This window comes from Rathayibacter sp. AY1A4, from assembly GCF_002930955.1.
Classification (GTDB): domain Bacteria; phylum Actinomycetota; class Actinomycetes; order Actinomycetales; family Microbacteriaceae; genus Rathayibacter.
In genome coordinates, this window is sequence record NZ_PSTN01000011.1 from 96,700 (window position 1) to 114,602 (window position 17,903).

Genomic DNA, 17,903 nt, shown 5'->3' on the forward strand with positions numbered 1-17,903 from the left:
CGAAAGTTGAGTTCGACGGACTCAACTTTACTCCCGCGACGGCTCCGGCGGTCAGGCCGTCAGAAGATCGCTGTCGCGACCCTGGAGCGCCTCGAGCGCGTTCCGGAGGATCGAGCGCAGCCGGAACTCGTCGATCCCGGTCAGCGCCGAGATCTCGGCCTGCGAGAAGCCGCCGGCCGCAGCCAGCAGCAGGAGCTCGCGGTCCGGGCAGTCGAGGGCGAGCAGGCCGCTGCCGAGCGGACGCCGGGCGAGCTCGTGCGCGGACCCGAGGGTCTCGCAGAGGACCTCGAGCACCCAGAGCACGGGCTCCGGCGAGCGGGCACCCTCGCGGGCGCGGCGCCAGACGGCGGTGAAGACGTCGGTGCAGAGCCGGTCGCGGCCGGCCGGGTCGGCCTGGACCGTGCCGACGCACGCCGAGACGAGGCCGCCGAAGCGGTCGACGAGCTCTCCCAGAGCGGAGGCGTCCCCCGTGGCGGAGCGGGTCAGCAGACGTGCGGCGTCCTGCGTCAGCGGCGGACGCACCCGTCCACCGGTCGCGTCCTCGCCTCCAGCACTCACAGGCCTCAGCGTGTCACCGACTCCGGGACGGCGGGACCAGTTGCGCGGAAGGGGGGTGACAGGTATAGAGCTGATCCGCTATCCGACATCAGAGGCGCGGCCAGCGCGCGCGGGCGAAGCAGAAGAGCCCGTAGGCGATGAGCCCGACCGCGACGAAGCCGAGGAGGAGCACGCCCGCCGGCAGCTCCACGAGCGACTTCAGCGCCTCGTCGAGCCCGCCCGCCTGCTCCGGATCGTGGGTGACGGCGGCGACGATCAGCAGCACGCCGAGAGCGCCGAGGACCACGCCCTTGGCGACGTAGCCGGCGATGCCGAGCACGGTGACGACGGTGCCCGCCGTGCCGCCCGGCTCCGCGACGTTCTCGAGGAACTTCCTGCTCGCTCCGCGGTACACGAAGACGCCGCCGACCGCGAGGACGGCCAGTCCCGCGATCACGAGCAGCACGACTCCGCCCGGCGCCGAGAGCACCTGCGCGCTCGCGCTCTCGGACGACTCGGACGAGCTCGACCCGCCGCCCGTCGCGAACTTCAGCGCCGTCACGCCGAGGGCGCCGTAGACGACGGCCTTGCCCGCCTCCTTGAGCCGGCTGCCCCAGGTCTTCAGGGCGCTCTCGCGCGGGCGGACGAGGAACGCCTCGAGCAGCCCCCACAGCGCCAGGCCGAAGAGGCCGACCGTGCAGATCCAGAGGACCACCAGACCGCCGGGCTGCGCCGCGAGGGCGCCGAGAGCACCGCTCTGGTCGGCCTCGCCTCCGCCGCCGCGGGCCACGCCGAGCGCGATCACTCCGATCAGGAGGTGGACGAGGCCGTTCGCCGCGAAGCCGCCGCGGGCGAGGGTCCGCACCGCCCGGGAGTCCTGGATGTCGTCGGCGGTGCGCTGGGCGTCGGCGGTGCTCGGAGTGTTCACAGGGTGGACGCTACGCGTTTCCACACCCCCGCGCCCGGCGCTCCGCCGTTCGGAGCTGCTTCCGGAGCCGGTTCTCCACACCTTTCCACAGGGTTGTCCACAGCTGTGGAATCGCTGGAGGGACGAGCGGATCACACGTCGACGGCGCGGACGAGCCCGTCCTGCACGCCGCCCAGCCAGTCGTAGACGCTGCGGATCGCGGCCGCACTCCCCTCCTCCGGGACGACGTCGTCGGTGTCGTCGATCCCCAGCCGCACGGCCAGAGCGAGCCGCATGTCGGTCAGTGCGCGGAGCCAGGCGATCGCCTGCGGCTCCTCGAGACGAACCGCGACCTCGCCCAGCCCCTCGAAGATCCGGCCGTGACTCGTGCCGTCGCCGGCGTCGAGGGCCGCCGTGACGGCGCGGGCGTCGTCCATCTTGCGGGCGGCGAGGTCCGGAGCGGTGAAGCGGCGGAACTCGTCGGCCGCCTCGGCGTCGTCGCGGTAGGCGTCGGGCAGGAGGCGGGCGAGCGCCGGATCGGATCGGGCCTCCTCCGAGGACGCCCCGCGATCGAGCAGCTCGAGCATCTCGCCGGCCAGATGGCGGAGGATCCCGGCCTCCTCGCGGTCGAAACGGGCGACGGCCGCTCCGGAGGCGTCGCGGCGGAACGCGCGCATCAGCCGAGTCCTCGGATGCCGCGAGCGGGGTGCTCTCCGGTCTCCGCGGCCGCGGGGCGCAGCGGGGCGCTCACGCGTCGGCCTTCTGCAGCGTCGCCCACAGGCCGTAGCCGTGCATCGCCTCCACGTGCCGCTCCATCTCCTCGCGGTTGCCGGTCGCGACGACCGCGCGCCCCTCGGTGTGCACCTGCAGCATCAGCCGCTCCGCCTCGGCTCGGCCGAAGCCGAAGTAGCTGCGGAAGACGTACGAGACGTACGACATCAGGTTGACCGGATCGTCCCAGACCAGCACGATCCACGGGACCTCGGCCGCCGAGCGGGTCGCCAGGCGCTCGTCCGCGCGCTCGATCGTGTCCGCCATCCCTCCAGCGTAGGCCGCGGCGCGGGCGGACGCCCGGGCGCGCAGGCCGGAGCGTGCTGCCCGCAGCCCGCGAGTGACCAGGAGTCGTCGCACTCGGCGCGGAGCCGCGAGGACGAGATCGCGAGAAGCCAGGAGTCGTCGCAGTCGAGCGCGAGTGCGACGACTCCTGGACGGTCGACGTGGAGTCGGCGCCAGCGCCGCCCGCCCTAGGCCGACAGGCGCGGCAGGACCTCCCGGGCGAAGAAGTCGAGGTGGTCGAGGTCCTGCAGGTCCATGAACTGCAGGTAGACGCGCTCGCAGCCGGCCTCGCGGAGGGACTCGAGGCGGTCGACCGCCTCGTCGACGCCGCCGGCCACTCCGTGCTCGCGCAGCTCGGCGGGCTCGCGGCCGATCGCCGCCGCACGACGCGTGAACTCCGCCTCGTCGCCTCCGCCGACCGCGATCAGCGCGACCGAGTGCACGAGCGACGAGGGCTCGCGCCCGATCGCCCGGCACGCCTCGTCGACGCGCTCGAAGGCCCCCGGGATCGCGTCGAACTCGGGGAAGGGCAGATTGAACTCGCTCGCGAACCGCGCCGCGAGCGCCGGGGTCCGCTTGGGGCCGCCGCCGCCGACGATCACCGGCAGCGGCAGGCGGGCGGGCTTGGGCAGGGCCGGGGAGTCGGTCAGCGTGTAGTGCTCGCCGGCGAAGGAGTAGCGCTCGCCGACCGGCGTCGACCACAGGCCGGTCACGATCTCGAGCTGCTCCTCGAGGAGGTCGAAGCGGCGCGGAGGGAAGGGGATGCCGTACGCGGCGTGCTCCTCCTCGAACCAGCCGGTGCCGAGGCCGAGCTCGGCACGGCCCCCGGACATCGCGTCGACCTGGGCGACCTGGATCGCGAGGATCCCCGGCGGCCGGTAGGTGACGGAGGAGACGAGGGTGCCGAGCGCGATCCGCTCGGTCTCGCGGGCGAGGCCGGCTAGCGTCGTCCACGCGTCGGACGGGCCCACGCCGGGATCGCCGTCCCCCATCCGGAGGTAGTGGTCGGAGCGGAAGAAGCCGTCGTAGCCGAGGCTCTCGGCGGCCTGCGCGACGGCGAGGAGGTCCTCGTAGCTCGCGCCCTGCTGGGGTTCGGTGAAGACTCTGAACTGCACGGGTCCAGCCTCCCGCACCGGGGCCGGATCATGCCAGCCCGGCTCCCCCGGCCGGGGCCGCCGACGGGCCCCCGTGTACCGTGGACGGTTTCCGCCGACGAGAGGACCCCATGTCCGAGCACCCGTCCTCCCCGGACACCGCCCCCGCCACCGCGGGCACGACCGCCCCTCCGCACCGCCTCGCGCGGTGGGTCTTCTGGCCCGCCGCCGTCCTCACGCTGTCGATCGCGGCCTTCGCGATCCTCGCGCCCGACGCCGCGACCTCCGTGTTCTCGACGCTGCAGACCACCGTCGTCAACACGTTCAGCTGGTACTACGTGCTGATCGCCGCGGTCTTCGTGGCCTTCGCGATCTGGATGGGGGTCAGCCGCTTCGGCGACATCAAGCTCGGCGCCGACGACGACGAGCCCGAGTTCTCGATGCTCGCCTGGATCTCGCTCCTCTTCGCCGCCGGCATGGGCATCGGCCTCGTCTTCTACGGCGTCGCGGAGCCGCTCACCCACTTCGCCACTCCGCGCCCGGGCGTCACCGGCACCGAGACGGAGCTCGCGCAGAGCGCCATCTCGCAGACCTACCTGCACTGGGGCGTCCACGCCTGGTCCATCTACGTGGTGGTCGGCCTCGCCCTCGCGTACGCGATCCACCGCCGCAAGCGGCCGGTGTCGATCCGCTGGGCGCTGGAGCCGCTGCTGGGCCGCCGGGTCCGCGGCGGCTGGGGCAACGCGATCGACGTGGTCGCCCTGGTCGGCACCATGTTCGGAGTCGCGACCTCGCTCGGCCTGGGCGTCACCCAGATCTCGGCGGGCCTGGAAGCGAGCGGCATCGTGGAGTCGTCGCTCACCGTGCAGATCGTGGTCATCGCCGTGGTCACGGGCCTGACCGTCTTCTCGCTGATCTCGGGCGTGGGCAAGGGCATGAAGTGGCTCTCGACCGGCAACCTGCTGCTCGCCGCCGCGCTCCTCGTCTTCGTGCTCGTCGCCGGCCCGACCCAGTTCCTCCTCCGCGAGTTCGTGCAGTCGCTCGGCAACTACCTGCAGAACTTCATCGGCCTGACCTTCACGGTCAGCGCCTACGCCGGCCGCGAGGGCGAGCAGTGGCAGGCCTCGTGGACCACGTTCTACTGGGGCTGGTGGATGTCGTGGGCGCCGTTCGTCGGCATCTTCATCGCCCGCGTCTCGAAGGGCCGGACGGTCCGCGAGTTCGTCGGCGGCGTGCTGCTCGTGCCGACGATCATGACCTTCCTCTGGTTCAGCGTCCTCGGCGGCACGGCCATCTACCGGGAGCTCTACGGCGACGGCGGCCTCGTCGGCGCCGACGGCTCGGTCGACACGAACCTGGCGCTCTTCTCAATGCTGCAGGGCCTGCCCGCGGGCTCGGTGCTGACGATCGGCGCGATCCTCCTGATCGGCGTCTTCTTCGTGACCTCCGCCGACTCCGGCGCCCTGGTGATGTCGATGATCGCGACCGGCGGCGAGCCGGAGCCGCGCAACCGCATCCGCGTGTTCTTCGCCGTCGCGACCGCGCTGCTCGCCCTGTCGCTCCTGGTCGCCGGCGGCCTCGACGCCCTGCAGACCGCGGCGATCCTCTCGGCCCTGCCGTTCAGCGTCGTGATGATCCTGATGTGCGTCGCGACGGTGATCGCCTTCCGCCGCGAGATCCGCGCCTACGACAAGGCCCGCCGCAAGGCGTTCGTCGGCGACATCGGCACGTTCTACGGCCTCGAGGTCGAGGATCCGGCGGAGCGCGAGCCCGCCCACCCGATCAAGCGCCTCGCGAACCGCCTGAAGCCGGGGTCGAAGGAGTAGTCGGCTCGGAGGAGTAGCCGGCTCGGAGGAGCAGCCAGGTCGGAGGAGGCCGGGCGCCGCTGGGGCGCCCGGCCGGCCGATCAGCTGGGCGACGGGATGAAGGGGTGCTCCGGCGGGTCCTGGTCGTCGCCGAGGCGGGCGTCGGCGCCCTGGTCGAGCGCCTCGTCGATCGACTCGGGGTCGTCGATCTCGGCCGGGTCCTCCGGCGGGACCGGCAGGGAGTCGCCGTCGGGGCGGGTGGTGTCGGTGACGTCCTCGGGGGCGTCGAAGCCGAAGCTGCTCATGGTTCCCTCTCCGCGGTGCGCCCGGGAGGCGGCGCCGCTGCGGGCAGCCTAGGTCGCGCCCCCGGAGGCGGTCACGGACTTGACGGGGCACCCGAGGGGTTCCGCGGGGTCGGCCTGCTCCGGAGGAGCCTCCGCCCCGGCAGCCGTCAGTGCACGTACTCGAGCAGGTCGGCTCCGAGGGTGCGCATGCCCTCCAGCACCGCGAGGCGGTAGTGCAGGGTCGTGTCGTCGAACTGCGTGGCGACCGCGTAGGCGACTCCGGCGCGCGGGCCGCGGAGGACGCCCGCCTCGGCGCGGACGCCGACGTCGGTGCCGGTCGCGTTGACGAGCAGGACCCCGTGGTCGGGGTGGCGGTGCGCGAGCGGGTCGAGCCCGAACGAGGCGGCGACCATCGAGAGGTCGGTGCCGAGCGAGAGCCAGCCGATCACCCGCGAGCTCACGGCGGCGTCGACGATCTCGCCGTTCGCGAGGGTGGCGAGCAGCCAGGTCAGCTCGCGGGCGGAGCCGATCGAGAGCTGCGGCGCGTCGTCCGGGCCGCGCTCGTCGCGCACGACGTCGAGCAGGGCGGTGCGGGAGAGGCCGAGCGCCTCCGCCCGCTCGCGCACGGCATCGAGGCCGACGCGGCGCAGCAGGACGTTGGTCGCGAGGTTGTCGCTGGAGGCACCGACGAGGGCGGCGAGGTCGGCGATCGGCATCGACGGCACCTGGAGGTGCTGCCAGAGCCCGGAGCCCGAGACCGCGTCCGCCGCGGTCCGGTCGACCAGGCGCAGGTTCTCCTGCGGCTCGTTCGCCAGCCGGGCGGCGACCTCGATCAGCAGCACGACGGTGCCGAGGGAGGCGGTGGGCATCGAGACGGAGTCGTCGACCGCGAACAGGGTGCGGCCGGTCGCCAGGTCGACGGCGCGCGCCGAGACGACGACCCCGTCGATCGCGAGACGGCCGAGGGCGTCGAAGCCGCGCTGGAAGTTCTCGCGGTCACCGCCGCCCTTGTGGCGCCCCCGGCGGTTGCGTCGGCTCTCACGGCGGGTCTCGCTGGTGGGGATCACCACGGTACGGCCCCTCTACGGGTCGGGAGTGCGGTCGTGCGGAGGGGGACCTGGGTCCTCACGCGCCGGCAGGACGCGCGATCGGCGGACGACCCCGCTGCATCGGTCGGCTCTCGATGCCCGGGGCTCCTCGTCCGTGGTGCGGAGGTGGTCGGCGGCGACTACCAGATGGTGACGCGCTCGCTCGGGGAGAGCCAGAGGGCGTCGCCTTCGGAGACGTCAAAAGTAGCGTAGAACTCGTCGATGTTCCGGACGATCTGGTTGCAGCGGAACTCGGCCGGAGCGTGCGGATCGATGGCGAGGAGGCGGATCGTCTCCTCGTCGCGCGACTTCTGCTGCCAGGCCTGCGCCCAGGAGAGGAAGAAGCGCTCGGCGCCGGTCAGGCCGTCCACGACGGGCGGCTCCTCGCCGTCCAGCGAGAGCAGGTACGCCTTCCAGGCGATGCCGAGACCGCCGAGGTCGCCGATGTTCTCGCCGATGGTCAGGGCGCCGTTCACGTGGTGCCCGGGCGTGGTCGCGGGAGCGAGCGCGTCGTACTGCGCGATGAGCGCCTTCGTCCGCTCCTCGAACGCGGCCCGGTCCTCCTCGGTCCACCAGTCGGTGAGGCGGCCGTCGCCGTCGAAGCGCGAGCCCTGGTCGTCGAAGCCGTGGCCGATCTCGTGACCGATGACGGCGCCGATCGCTCCGTAGTTCGCGGCGGGGTCGCGGGCCTCGTCGAAGAAGGGGAACTGCAGGATCGCGGCCGGGAAGACGATCTCGTTGAAGCCCGGGTTGTAGTACGCGTTGATCGTCTGCGGGGTCATGAACCACTCGTCGCGGTCGAGCGGGCGGCCGATCTTGCCGAGCTCGCGGGCGAACTCGAACTCGGCCACGCGGCGGGCGTTGCCGAGCAGGTCGGCCGGGTCGATCGAGAGGGCGGAGTAGTCGCGCCAGCGCACCGGGTAGCCGATCTTGGGCGTGAACTTCGCGAGCTTCTCGAGCGCGCGCTCGCGGGTGGCGGGGCTCATCCACTCCAGGTCGACGATGGAGCGGCGGTACGCCTCGATGAGGTTCGCGACCAGCACGTCCATCGCGGCCTTCGCCGTCTCGGGGAAGTGGCGGGCGACGTAGGTGCGGCCGACCGCCTCGCCGAGCGAGCCCTCGACGAGCGAGACGGCGCGCTTCCAGCGCTCCCGCTTCTGCGGGGTGCCGGTGAGGGTGCGGCCGTAGAAGTCGAAGTTGGCGTCGACGAAGCCGCTGGACAGGTAGGCCGCGGCTCCGCGGATCACCTGCCAGGACAGCCAGTCGCGCCAGGCCGGGAGCCGGTCCTCGGTGAGCAGGCCCGCGAGACCCTGGAGGAAGCTCGGCTGGCGGACGACCACCTCGGCGAGCGCCCCCTCCGGAGCGCCCATCGCGGTGAGCCAGACGCCGAGGTCGACGCCCGCGGCGAGCTCCTCGACCTCGGACCAGGAGCGGAGGTTGTAGGTCGCCTGGCTGTCGCGGCTGCGGACCTTGTCCCAGTGCGCGGCAGCCAGGTCGGTCTCGAGGGCGACGATGCGCTCGGCGCGGGCCTCGGCGGCGTCGATGCCGGCCAGCGCCAGCATCCGCGCGACGAACGGCGTGTAGGCCTCGCGGACGGAGGCGAACTCCTCCTCGCGGTAGTAGCTCTCGTCCGGCAGGCCGAGGCCGCCCTGGTTGACGAAGACGAGGTAGCGCTCGGGGCTGCCCGGGTCGTTGTCGACGAAGAGGCCGAAGAGCCCGGGGACGCCGGTGCGCTCGAAGGCGCCGACCGCGCGGAGCAGGCCGGGGATCGAGTCGACCCGCTGCACGGCGGCGAGGTCGTCGGCGATCGGGGCGGCGCCGAGCTCCTCGGCCCGCTCCTCGTCCATGAAGGAGGCGTAGAGGTCGCCGAACAGGCGCTCCTCGGTGCCGTGCTGCGCGGTCTGCGCCTCGACGATGATGTCGCGCACGGCCTTCTCCGCCTCCTCCTGGAGGACGTGGAAGGAGCCGTAGCGCGCCTTGTCGGCGGGGATCTCGGTGCGGTCGATCCAGAGCCCGTTGACGTGCCGGTAGAGGTCGTCCTGCGGGCGCGTCGCGGGGTCGAGTTCGGAGCGGTCGATACCGGAGCGAGGCGTCGTCGAGGTCATGGCGGACAGCCTACGTCGGGGCGCCGACACGGTGGCGCGAGGTGCGGCGGGTCGAGCGCGGAGCCGCGGAGGGCGGGCGCGGAGCCGCGGACGGGAGTGCCCGGCGCGGTGCCGCGGGAGGGCCGGGCGCGCCACCGTCCGGCTCGCGGGAGCGGGGTGCTCCTGCGAGCCGGACCCGGCCGACGGGGACGCCGGAGCGTCAGCGCCCGAGCTGCTCCTCGACGTACGCGCGGATCGGCGTGGTCGGCCGCCCGATCAGGCGGGCGAGCGAGCCGTCGGTCCCGCCGAGGAGGCCGTCGGCGATGTTCGCGTCGAGGCCGACGACGAAGCCGACTCCGCCCTCGGGGACGCCGGCGCCGGTGAGGACGCGGGCGTGCTCGTCGGAGGAGACGTGGCCGATCGCGGCGTCGCGTCCGGCGACCTCGGCGACGATCGCGGCCAGCTCGTCGAAGCTCCAGGCGGTGTCGCCGGAGAGCTCGTGCACGGTGCCGACCAGGGACGGGTCGGTCAGGGCGACCGCTGCGGCCTCGGCGTAGTCGGTGCGCGCGGCGCTGGCGACGCGGCCCTCGCCGGCGCTCGAGAGGGTGCTGCCGGTGGAGGCGAGCTCGGCGACGGTCTGCTCGTAGTTCTCGTTGTACCAGCCGTTGCGGAGGACGACGGCGGGGACGCCGCTGGCGGCGATCGCCTCCTCCGTGGCCTTGTGCTCGGGGGCGAGGATGAGCGCGCTCGTGGTCGCCTTCGGGGCGCTCGTGTAGACCAGGCGCGCGCCGGCGCGGACGGCGGCGTCGATCGCGGCGGTGTGCTGCGCGACGCGCCTGCCGACCTCGGAGCCCGAGACGAGGAGGACGGCCTCGGCGCCGGAGAAGGCGGCGTCGAGCGAGGCGGGGTCGTCGAAGTCCGCGACGGCGGTGCGGACGCCGAGGTCGGCCGCGAGCGCCTCGAGCTTCGCGGCGTCGCGGCCGGTGGCGACGATGTCGGAGGCGGCGGTGCCGCGGGCGAGCAGGTGCTCGACGGCGAGACGGCCGAGGTGGCCGGTGGCTCCGGTGACGACGAGGGTCATGAGGGGTCCTTCCTGACGGGTGGGGCGGGCGGGGTCCGCCGCCAGGAGGGTGCAACCGGCGCATCCTCCTCCTGCTTCCCGGAATGCAGTACCCACTATTTCGTTAGTACAGTCACCACCCCTGTCCCGAGGAGCACCCATGACGATCGCCGACTCCCCCCTGCTCGCCGGGGACGTCTACTCCGCCGACTGCCCGAGCCGCGAGGTCTTCGGGCACGTCACCAGCAAGTGGGGCGTCCTGGTGCTCGCGGCGCTCGCTCCGGGCACGCTGCGCTGGGGCGCTCTGCGCCGCCGGATCGGCGGGATCAGCGAGAAGATGCTCGCCCAGACGCTGCGGATCCTGGAGGAGGACGGCTTCGTGCACCGCGAGGCGCGGCCGGTCGTCCCGCCGCACGTCGAGTACCGGCTGACGCCGCTGGGAGCGGAGCTGGCCGAGCGGCTGCTGCCGGTCGTCGAGTGGATCGCGGGGAACGTCGGGGCGGTCCTGGAGGCACGCTCGGAGGGCCGCAGGGAGGGAAGGTGAGCCTCACCTTCTTGTGAGAACGTTCACATTCCGTTCAGGGAGGAGCCTCCACCCGGCGGCATCGGCGCCCCCTCCCCCTGCTTGCCTCGATCGCGTCTCCTGCTCGTGATCGAAGGACCTCCATGTCAGACACCGCCCGCCGCCCGCTCCTCCTCCCGATGGCCGGCCACGTGCGCGGCAAGCGCAGCCCCGTCACCTGCGCGCTGAAGTGCGCCAATGCCTGCTCCACCGCGACCTGCAACACGTCGCACAACAGCTACTTCCGCGACATCGTCTCGTCGCAGCTCTCCCGCCGCAGTGCCCTCGGCCTCGGCCTGGCCGGCGCGGTCACCGTCGCCGTCGCCTCCGCCGGAGGAGCGCCCACCGCCGAGGCGGCCGTGGCGACCGCGGCCGACGGCTCGCCGCTCGCCTTCACTCCGATCGCTCCGGTGCCGTACACGGTCGACCGGTTCACCGTCCCCGAGGGCTTCGCCTGGCAGCCGATCATCCGCTGGGGCGACCCGCTCTTCGCCGACAGCCCCGCCTTCGACATCGCCGACCAGACGGAGGTCGCCCAGGCCGCGCAGTTCGGCTACAACAACGACTACACCGACATCGTCGAGATCCCGGGCTCGAAGCGCCTCCGCGCCCTGCTCGTCGTGAACCACGAGTACACGAACGAGAGCATCATGTTCCCGGCCGCGCAGCTCGAGGCGGAGCCGGAGCGCGTGCGCGCCGTCGGCCGCGCCGCCCACGGCCTCAGCGTCGTCGAGCTGGTCCGCACCGCGGTCGACCGCCCGTGGGCCTACGTCCGCGGGGGCGAGCGCAACCGCCGCTACCTGCTCGACACCCCCTACGAGGTGACCGGCGCCGCCGCCGGCACCGACCTGCTGAAGACGGTCGCCGACCCCGAGGGCCGCACCGTGCTCGGCACGCTCGGCAACTGCTCCGGAGGCACGACGCCGTGGGGCACGATCCTCTCGGGCGAGGAGAACTTCAACGGCTACTTCCGCGCCGTCGGCACGAGCGACGCCGAGAAGCGCTACGGCCTCGCCGACTCCGAGACCTCGCGCCTCTGGGAGCTCGACGACCCCCGCTTCGACGCCCGCACCCCGGGCTACGAGAACGAGCCGAACCGCTTCGGCTGGATCGTGGAGTTCGACCCCTTCGACCCCGACTCCACGCCGAAGAAGCACACGGCGCTCGGCCGGCTCAAGCACGAGGGCGCGAACGTCATCATCGCCCCGGACGGCCGCGTGGTCGCGTACCAGGGGGACGACGAGCGCTTCGACTACCTCTACAAGTTCGTCTCGACGAAGCGCTACATCGAGGGCGACCGCGCCCACAACAAGACCCTGCTGGAGGAGGGCGACCTCTACGTCGCCCGCTTCGCCGGCGACTCCCCCGTCGCCGAGATCACCGGCACCGGGGCGGTCCCCTCGGACGGCGGCTTCGACGGCATCGGCGAGTGGCTGCCCCTGGTGCTGAACGGCGCCTCGACGATCGCCGGGATGAGCGTCGCCGAGGTGCTCGTGCACACCCGCCAGGCGGCGGACGCCGCGGGCGCGACCAAGATGGACCGCTGCGAGGACGTGCAGCCCAGCCTGGTCAGCGGCCGGATCTACGTGGCCTGCACCAACAACTCCGCCCGCGGCACCGAGGGCGCCAAGGAGGGCGCGACCGAGGTCAACCCGCGCACCGAGAACCGCGACGGCCACATCGTCGAGATCATCGAGGACGGCGGCGACCAGACCGGCCGCACCTTCACCTGGAACCTGCTGATGCTCTGCGGCGACCAGGCGCAGGGCGACGTCGTCTACTTCTCCGGCTTCCCGGCGGACCAGGTCTCGCCGATCTCGTGCCCGGACAACCTGGCCTTCGACTCGGTCGGGAACCTCTGGATCTCGACCGACGGCGCCCCGAGCGGCATCGGCTACAACGACGGGCTCTTCAAGGTCGCGCTCGAGGGCGCGACGCGCGGCAGGGTGGAGCAGTTCCTCTCGGTGCCCCGCGACGCCGAGACCTGCGGACCGATCGTCCACGACCTCGACCAGCACGTGTTCGTGGCGGTGCAGCACCCGGGCGAGGAGGGCACCTTCGAGGCGCCGACCTCGTTCTTCCCGGACTACGGATCGACGGCGGCGGGAGCGGTGGCGGCACCGCGTCCGACCATCGTGCAGATCCTGCCGGCGTCGCAGGTGGTGGCGCCGACTCCGACGCCGACCGCCGGGCCGACCACGGCACCGACGACCCCGCCGACCACCGCGCCCACGGCGACTCCCACCACGGCACCGACCGCCGGGCCGACCGCGGCGCCCACCGCGGCTCCGTCCCCGGTGCCCACGACCGCGCCGACCGGCACGCCGACCCCGCTGCCCGTCGGCGGCTCGGGCGGCGGGCTGGCCTCGACCGGAGTCGAGAGCGTCGGCCTGATCGCGGGCGCCACCGCGCTCCTGGCCGCGGGCGCCACCGCGCTCGGACTCGGAGCGCGCCGCCGCGCGGCCGCTGAGGGCGAGGACGACCAGCAGGCGTGAGGCCGGACAGGGCCCGGGACCGATCACAGGATCGGGGCCCGGGCCCTGCCACGCTCGGGGACCCGCCGCTCAGGCCCCCGGGACCGGCGGGCCGGTGCGCCAGCGGAGGATCGCCGCGGCGTCGGCGTCGTGCGGCAGCGTCACCACGTCGACCCCCTCCGGGGCGGTGCGGGAGTCGGTGACGAGCACGCGCGCGTCCGTGAGCACGGCGGCGCGGGCCAGCGCGAGGGCGGCGTCGACGGAGTCGATCACCTCGCCGCCCAGCGCCTCCTCCGGGGCCGACGCGACCCACGGCTCCGCGGCGAGCGCCAGCAGAGCGCGCTTGCGCAGTCGGCCGGGGTCGAGCACCAGCGTCTCGACCTGCGCCGAGGCCAGCGCCGTGACGATCGCGCCGAGCGAGTACTCGACGATGCGGCGCGGCTCCCCGGTGCGCAGGGCGTCGAGCACGTCCTCCTTCTCGCGCAGCAGGATGCGGTCGAGCTGCTCGTCGACGAACCGCTCCAGCGCCCCCTCCTCGCTGCCGGCGGCCCGCGTGTTCACGGGCTCGACGGCCAGGATCGCGGCGCTGCTCGGCGAGAGCTGCTGCGCGAGCAGCTGCCGGGCGTGGATGTCCCCCGCGACGACCAGCAGGCACGGCCGGTGCACGCGCACGAGCTCGTCCACCGCGGCGGCGAGCTCGGCCTGCGTGCGCCGCCAGATCTCCTCCGCGTGGTGGTGGAACCGGTCGTGCCGCCAGCCGCCGGCCTGCGCCTTGTGGAGGGTGTCGGTGCGGCCCTGCACGGCCTGCTCGGCCTCGGGTCGCTGCGCGCCCAGGCGGTGCAGGCGGATCTCGCCGCCGTCCCGCGAGGTCTCGACGACGAGGACGCGCAGGTCGGGCCGGTGCTGCAGCAGCGGCACGATGTCCGGGATCGGGCTGTAGGAGACGCCCTCGGGCGCGACCGGCCGACCCGGCAGCACCTCGTTCAGCACGACCCTCCCGTCCACGGCGACCGCGAAGAGGCAGCAGCCGCCCTGGGGGCGCCCGGCCCCCTCGAGCAGAGCGGTGAGGGCCTGGATGTCGGCCTGCGGCGCACCCTGGCGGGCGAGCTCGTCTCCGAGGGACGTGGCGCGCTCGAGCGAGATGTCCGGCGGATCCCCGGAGTCGATCGCGAGGTCGACGTAGAGCTGCGACACGGGCCGGGAGTCGCGGAGGAGCTCGGCCAGGGTCGGGAGAGCGGGGGTGGTGGTCACCATCGGTCGTCCTTTCCTGTCGGTCCCGACAGTGTCGGACGGCAGGAGCGGGAGGAGGGACGGGGTTGACTGCTCGCGCGCGCCTCAGAGCAGGCGGCGCGCGGAGGCCCAGGCGGTGAGCTCGTAGCGGGAGGAGAGCTGCAGCTTGCGGAGGACGGCGGAGACGTGGGACTCGACCGTCTTGACCGAGATGAAGAGCTCGGCCGCCGCCTCCTTGTAGGCGTAGCCGCGGGCGATCAGGCGCATCACCTCGCGCTCGCGGGCCGAGAGCCGGTCGAGCTCGTCCACCGACTCCGCCTGCTCGCCCGCCAGCGCCCCGAAGGCGTCGAGCACGAAGCCGGCCAGGCGCGGCGAGAACACGGCGTCCCCGCCCGCCACCGCGAGCACGGCCCGGCTCACCTCGGCTCCGGAGCTGGCCTTGGTGATGTAGCCGCGGGCGCCGGCGCGGATCACGCCGACCACGTCCTCCGCAGCGTCCGAGACGCTCAGCGCCAGGAAGCGCGACGACGACCCGGCGCTGCGCCGCAGCACCTCGGCCCCGCCTCCGCCCGCACCGCCCGGCAGGTGCACGTCGAGCAGCACCACCTCGGGCGCGAGCGAGGCGACCAGGCCGACGGCGGAGTCGACGTCGGCCGCCTCCCCGACGACCTCGAGCTCGGGGGCGAGGTCGGCCCGCAGGCCGGAGCGGAAGATGGAGTGGTCGTCGACCAGCAGCACGCGGGTCACCGCTCGACCTCCGCGGGGAGCCGCAGATGCACCTCGGTGCCGGTGCCGCCGACTCCGGGGCGCACGGTCGCGCTGCCGCCCGCGCGCGCCATCCGGCCGATGATCGACTCGCGGATGCCGAGGCGGTCCCCGGGCACCTCGTCGAGGACGACGCCGGGGCCGCGGTCGCGCACGAACACGTCGACGCCCTGCACGGAGGACTCGAGGTACACCGAGACGTCGCCGCCCGCGTGCCGGGCCGCGTTCAGCACGGCCTCGCGGGTCGCGGCGAGGAGCGCGGCGGCGCCGGGGACGGACGCTCCGACGGCCACCACCTCGAGGTGCACGGGGTAGTCGAGCTCGACGGCGGCGGCGATCGCCCGGACCTCGGCGGCCAGGTCGTTGGCGACCGGGACGTCGCGCTCGAACAGCCAGTCGCGCAGCTCCCGCTCCTGGGCGCGGGCGATGCGGGCGACCTCGCTCGAGGCTCCGGCGCGGTTCTGGATGAGCGCGAGGGTCTGCAGCACGGAGTCGTGCAGGTGCGCGGCGATCTCGGCCCGCTGCTCCTCGCGCACGCGGGCGGCGCGCTCGCCCATCAGCTCGGACCAGAGGGTCACCACCCGGGGCGCGGCCAGCACACCGGCGGCGATCAGCAGCACGCCCACGGCGAGGACCGCGTTGAGGGCGCTCGGGCGGCCGGTGAGCACGGCCGCTCCGGCGAGCACCAGCAGCGCGCAGGAGGCGAGGCGCACCGCGGAGCCGTACCGGGCGGGGCGGACGGCGTCGCCGCGGTCGAGCCCGAGGCTCCAGCCGACGGCTCCTCCCGCGAGCAGGCCGACGGCGACGAGCGCGCGCGTGATGTCGGCGTCGTCGCCGCTGTCGACGGTGATCAGCACGGCGAGCGCCGCGACGGCGGCGGCGAGGGTCAGCAGGCCGGCCACGGGAGCGGAGCGGCGGACGGCCGGATCCGCGTCGCGCGAGTCGAGCGGCGCGAGGGGCACCAGGGCCCAGAGCCAGAGGTAGAGGAGCGCGCCGCCCCCGCCGAGCGCGGTCGTGAGAACGGCGAGGAGGCGGGTCCTCCGCACGCTCCAGCCGAGGTGGTCGGCGACCGCGGTGCACACTCCGCCGAGCAGCATCGTCCGCGGCCGCTGCAGCGGGGGGCGGACGGCGGTGCCGGGGACTGTGCTCACCCCTGCATCCAAACAGGTCGGCCGCACGATCGGGGGTGCTCTCGGGGTCGGATCAGGGGTTCCCCCGATGGTCCGGGCCGTGGAGCGCACGGGAGACTCGCAGCATGACAGGACAGAGCACGACCCCGCCGGGCTCCGCGGAGCCGGACGGCACGGAGGCGGCGAGCACAGCGACGACGCCGATCGGGACGGATCCCGGAGCGGCCGGTCCCGACAGCGCCGGCCCGGACAGCACCGGCCCCGAGAGCCCCGACCCGGGAGCCCCCGGACCCGCCGATCCAGCCGGGACGGCGGGGCAGGTCGAGGCCTCGCAGCCAGAGCACGAAGCGGTTCTCGGGCGCGGGGATCGCCGACCGGCTCGGCATCGACCCGCTGATCGTGCGCGGGATCGTGCTCGTCGTCGCGGTGCTGGGCGGGCCCGCGCTCCTCCTCTACGCCGCGGCCTGGCTGCTGCTGCCCGACCAGGACGGCGCCCTGCCGGTGGAGCGGCTGCTCCGCGGCTCGCTCGACCGGGTGCACGCCGGGATCGGCGTCCTCGTGCTCGCCTCGATGCTGCCGGTGGCGCAGGGCTTCTGGTCGCTCGGCGGCGCGTACACCGGGGCGATGCCCTGGGCGCCCGCGACCGGGCGGACGCTGTGGTCGCTCGTGGTGCTCGGGCTGATCGTGGCCTTCGTGGTCTGGATCGTGCGGCGGAGCCGGCGATCGGACGACGCGGCCGCTCACCCGGCCCAGGGCTCCCCGTCCGCACACCCCTCCGCGACGCTCCCCTACCCCGCGCCCTCCGCTCCCGCCTACCCCGCACCCGACCCCGGGCTGCAGGACGAGCGCCCCTCGTCCCCCGAGGCCGTCGCCGAGTGGCGCGAGCGCCAGGAGGCCTGGCGGGCCGAGCGGGAGGCCTTCCGCGCCCAGCAGAGCGCGTCGGCCCGCGAGACGGCCCGCGCCCGAGCGGAGGAGGCGCGAGTCGCCGCCGCCGCCGTCACCGCCGCGCGCCTGGAGCGCCAGCGCCTCCGACGCGCCGCGAACCCCCGGCTGCGGGCGAGCCTCACGCTGCTCGCCCTGGGCGCCGCCGCCCTGACCGGCGCACTGGTCTCGCTCACCGCCTCCGGACCGACGGCCCTCGTCGTCGGAGCCGCCTCGGCCGCGCTCGTGCTCGCCGTGGTGATCGTGCTCGCCGGCCTGTTCCGGAGGCGCGCGATCGCGCTGATCGCCCTCGCGACGGTCGCGCTGGTCACGGCCGCCTGCGCCGCCGTGCTGCCGACCGACCGCGAGCTGCTCCCCGTGCTCGGCACCTACGGCTTCTCGAGCGCCGCCCCCGGCCGCTACGCGACGCTCGCGGCGAGCGACCTGCGCGTCACGGTCGCACCCGATTACGAGACCTCCGGCGAGCCGCTGGACCTGTGGATCGGCTACGGGCACGTGTCCGTCGCCACGATGGCGGGAACGGCGGTCCGCCTGGAGGCGACCACGGAGGACACCGAGCTCCTCGTGCTGGACGCCGACGGAGGCGCGATCGACGCGCCCCGCGAGGTCCGCACCGCCGACGGCCGTCAGCTGTGGACGCAGACCTTCGGCGATCCCGAGGCCGAGCCGTTCGTGGTCCGCATCGCCCAGGAGGGCGGGTCGATCCGCGTCCAGGACTCCACACCGGGCGCCGACTCCGGCACCACTGCGCCGGACGCCGACGCCACCCCGAGCCCCACCCCCGAGACCGGGCACGATGTCCGGGATCGGGCTGTAGGAGACGCCCTCGGGCGCGACCGGCCGACCCGGCAGCACCTCGTTCAGCACCAGCACGACCGACAGGCC

At 74.1% G+C, this 17,903-nt stretch carries 15 protein-coding genes and 1 pseudogene; 4 read left to right on the forward strand and 12 right to left on the reverse strand.

The genetic code is table 11. The annotated features are described in order from the left end of the window. Positions 1 to 51: 51 nt before the first annotated feature. The 5 genes from C5B92_RS08690 to C5B92_RS08710 all read right to left on the reverse strand — a co-directional run bounded on the left by C5B92_RS08690 (position 52) and on the right by C5B92_RS08710 (position 3,615). Positions 52 to 558: an RNA polymerase sigma factor gene (locus C5B92_RS08690; protein ID WP_146079286.1), complete on the reverse strand. Its 507-nt coding sequence runs from the start codon at positions 556 to 558 to the stop codon at positions 52 to 54. Positions 559 to 646: 88 nt separating this feature from the next. Next, entirely contained in the window at positions 647 to 1,465 is an 819-nt protein-coding gene (locus tag C5B92_RS08695; RefSeq protein ID WP_104350286.1) for a DUF1206 domain-containing protein, read from the reverse strand. Between the two features lie 131 nt (positions 1,466 to 1,596). Next, a complete protein-coding gene (locus tag C5B92_RS08700) occupies positions 1,597 to 2,121 on the reverse strand; it encodes a DUF2017 domain-containing protein (RefSeq protein WP_104350287.1) in 525 nt (174 codons plus the stop codon). 70 nt (positions 2,122 to 2,191) lie between these two features. Further along, positions 2,192 to 2,482: an ATP-dependent Clp protease adapter ClpS gene (gene clpS / locus C5B92_RS08705; RefSeq protein ID WP_104222829.1), complete on the reverse strand. Its 291-nt coding sequence runs from the start codon at positions 2,480 to 2,482 to the stop codon at positions 2,192 to 2,194. Positions 2,483 to 2,688: 206 nt separating this feature from the next. Then, positions 2,689 to 3,615, reverse strand: a complete 927-nt coding sequence (locus C5B92_RS08710) for an LLM class F420-dependent oxidoreductase (RefSeq protein WP_104234367.1) — start codon at positions 3,613 to 3,615, stop codon at positions 2,689 to 2,691. Positions 3,616 to 3,725: 110 nt separating this feature from the next. Between C5B92_RS08710 and C5B92_RS08715 the strand changes: the two genes are divergently transcribed. Beyond that, positions 3,726 to 5,420, forward strand: a complete 1,695-nt coding sequence (locus C5B92_RS08715) for a BCCT family transporter (RefSeq protein WP_104350288.1) — start codon at positions 3,726 to 3,728, stop codon at positions 5,418 to 5,420. 80 nt (positions 5,421 to 5,500) lie between these two features. On the opposite strand, the gene C5B92_RS08720 is transcribed toward C5B92_RS08715, so the two are convergent. The 4 genes from C5B92_RS08720 to C5B92_RS08735 form a co-directional block, all read right to left on the reverse strand. Next, complete coding sequence (locus tag C5B92_RS08720) at positions 5,501 to 5,704, reverse strand: hypothetical protein (protein WP_104222832.1); 204 nt, start codon at positions 5,702 to 5,704, stop codon at positions 5,501 to 5,503. Between the two features lie 146 nt (positions 5,705 to 5,850). After that, on the reverse strand, positions 5,851 to 6,753 hold the full coding sequence (locus C5B92_RS08725) for a serine hydrolase (protein ID WP_104222833.1): 903 nt from the start codon (positions 6,751 to 6,753) through the stop codon (positions 5,851 to 5,853). Positions 6,754 to 6,911: 158 nt separating this feature from the next. Continuing rightward, positions 6,912 to 8,876: a M13 family metallopeptidase gene (locus C5B92_RS08730; protein ID WP_104222834.1), complete on the reverse strand. Its 1,965-nt coding sequence runs from the start codon at positions 8,874 to 8,876 to the stop codon at positions 6,912 to 6,914. Between the two features lie 199 nt (positions 8,877 to 9,075). Beyond that, positions 9,076 to 9,936, reverse strand: coding sequence for an NmrA family NAD(P)-binding protein (locus C5B92_RS08735; RefSeq protein WP_104256662.1), 861 nt, complete (start codon positions 9,934 to 9,936; stop codon positions 9,076 to 9,078). Between the two features lie 139 nt (positions 9,937 to 10,075). Here C5B92_RS08735 and C5B92_RS08740 point away from each other — a divergent pair, with 139 nt between their 5' ends. Beyond that, the gene (locus C5B92_RS08740; RefSeq protein WP_104256663.1) at positions 10,076 to 10,459 is read left to right on the forward strand and encodes a helix-turn-helix domain-containing protein; all 384 of its coding nucleotides are present in this window, start codon (positions 10,076 to 10,078) and stop codon (positions 10,457 to 10,459) included. Positions 10,460 to 10,581: 122 nt separating this feature from the next. After that, positions 10,582 to 12,621 (forward strand): annotated as a pseudogene (locus C5B92_RS08745) (PhoX family phosphatase); the annotation flags it as partial. 420 nt (positions 12,622 to 13,041) lie between these two features. Here the strand turns inward: C5B92_RS08745 and C5B92_RS08750 are convergent. The 3 genes from C5B92_RS08750 to C5B92_RS08760 all read right to left on the reverse strand — a co-directional run bounded on the left by C5B92_RS08750 (position 13,042) and on the right by C5B92_RS08760 (position 16,097). Next, entirely contained in the window at positions 13,042 to 14,205 is a 1,164-nt protein-coding gene (locus C5B92_RS08750) for a Vms1/Ankzf1 family peptidyl-tRNA hydrolase (protein ID WP_104327008.1), read from the reverse strand. A gap of 81 nt (positions 14,206 to 14,286) precedes the next feature. Next, a complete protein-coding gene (locus C5B92_RS08755; RefSeq protein ID WP_104225749.1) occupies positions 14,287 to 14,928 on the reverse strand; it encodes a response regulator transcription factor in 642 nt (213 codons plus the stop codon). Beyond that, positions 14,925 to 16,097, reverse strand: coding sequence for a sensor histidine kinase (locus C5B92_RS08760; protein ID WP_104222840.1), 1,173 nt, complete (start codon positions 16,095 to 16,097; stop codon positions 14,925 to 14,927). The genes C5B92_RS08755 and C5B92_RS08760 overlap by 4 nt, the downstream gene beginning before the upstream one ends. 345 nt (positions 16,098 to 16,442) lie before the next feature. On the opposite strand from C5B92_RS08760, the gene C5B92_RS08765 reads away from it, so the two are divergent. After that, positions 16,443 to 17,903: PspC domain-containing protein (locus tag C5B92_RS08765; RefSeq protein WP_258061318.1), on the forward strand; the 1,461-nt coding region annotated here is incomplete at its 3' end.